This is a genomic window from Oleiphilus sp. HI0066 (assembly GCF_001635725.1).
Genome location: NZ_LWFH01000385.1, coordinates 1 through 1,605 on the forward strand (window position 1 = coordinate 1; position 1,605 = coordinate 1,605).

Genomic DNA, 1,605 nt, shown 5'->3' on the forward strand with positions numbered 1-1,605 from the left:
AGGAGCGCGCACGCGTAGACCTTGGTATGATTGGTCGAAACGAGACCTTCTTTATGGTGGTCAATTCAAGCGATCATTGATGAACATTCTGCATGGTAAAACGCAATTCTGAGCCGAAGCACTGGCTCATTCTACCCGCCGCTGGTATCGGATCTCGAATGGGGTCCACCATTCCAAAGCAATATCTTAACATTGATGGACAAACGATCATTGCTCGAACAATAGAAGCAATGACTGCAAAACCTCGCTTTGAAACCGTGTTGGTAGGTTTAAGGTCTGACGACTCCTATTTTAATTCTCTACCTGTTGATGTTACCAACAAGTGCATAAGGTTTGTTGGCGGTGATGAAAGAGCAGATACCGTTCTAGCAGGGTTAATGGCTTTATCTGATAAGGCTGCGGATCATGATTGGGTTTGGGTTCACGATGCCGCTCGTCCTTTGATTACTGAACATGAGTTAGAGTTACTAGAAAAGTCATTATTGGATGCACCAGATGGTGCGTTATTAGCGCTTCCCTCGGTTGATACAATTAAATGTTCCAAGAATGGTCGGGTGGATTCAACGCTCGATCGCAACATAATTTGGCGCGCACAGACTCCCCAAGCATTCCCTTATGCGCTTTTACGTGATGCTTTACGCTCTGCTTTAAAGAAAGAAGTACAAATTACTGATGAGTCTTCAGCGATGGAGTTTGCAGGGCACTCTCCGCTACTTGTAGAAGGACGGTCGAGCAATATTAAGGTCACAAAGCCTGAAGATTTGGCTGCACTAGAAAGTACAAATACCGTAAATGAGAAAACAAATATGACGCCTGATCTTAGAGTGGGTACGGGCTATGACGTACATGCGTTCGAGAATGGAGAGTTCGTTACTCTTGGCGGCGTGAGAATTCCTCATAGCTTTGGTTTAAAGGCGCATTCAGATGGTGATGTGTTGTTGCATGCGATCTGTGATGCAATGCTAGGTGCTTTAGCCTTAGGAGATATAGGTAAGCATTTTCCAGATACTGATGACGAATGGTCGGGAGCAGATAGCCGTTTTTTACTCAGAGCGGTAAATGATTTGATTCAATCAAAAGGCTTTTCGGTGAATAACTTGGACAGCACGATTATCGCCCAAGCGCCGAAGATGTTGCCCCATATTGATAATATGCGTCAATGTATCGCTGAAGATCTAGGGATAGATGTGGATCGTGTGAGTGTTAAAGCGACGACGACTGAAAAGCTCGGATTTACAGGCAGAAAAGAGGGTATTGCCTGTGATGCGAGCGTCATGCTTATGAGGCAGGTAAGCGTGTGAATTCTCTCCCAAGAGCAAGCAGTAGCGTTTGGTTAAAAGCTACATATAAGGCGACGCCACAAGATTTTTATGTGGAAGAGAAAATGACGATGGAATTTTCTGGTGAGGGTGAGCATTTATATTTATTTATCGAAAAGACTGGCCAGAATACCGAGTTCATCGCGAAGCAGTTAGCGCATTATTTTGGCGTTAAACCAATGGATGTCAGTTATTCGGGCATGAAAGATCGTTGGGCGGTCACTCGTCAGTGGTTTAGTGTGTATGTGCGTAATCGCCAGTTTGATTCGATAGATCTTAGCGGAAT

2 protein-coding genes and 1 pseudogene are annotated in these 1,605 nt (G+C 44.6%); all 3 read left to right on the top strand.

Features of this window, described 5'->3' with window-relative positions:
• Positions 1-92: 92 nt before the first annotated feature.
• Positions 93-764: pseudogene (gene ispD / locus A3738_RS30615) on the top strand (2-C-methyl-D-erythritol 4-phosphate cytidylyltransferase); the annotation flags it as partial.
• 42 nt (positions 765-806) lie between these two features.
• Positions 807-1,301, top strand: coding sequence for a 2-C-methyl-D-erythritol 2,4-cyclodiphosphate synthase (ispF, locus tag A3738_RS30620; protein ID WP_197472384.1), 495 nt, complete (start codon positions 807-809; stop codon positions 1,299-1,301).
• The coding region (gene truD, locus A3738_RS05295) for a tRNA pseudouridine(13) synthase TruD (RefSeq protein ID WP_197473614.1) at positions 1,298-1,605 on the top strand (308 nt) is incomplete at its 3' end. The genes ispF and truD, both read left to right, overlap by 4 nt.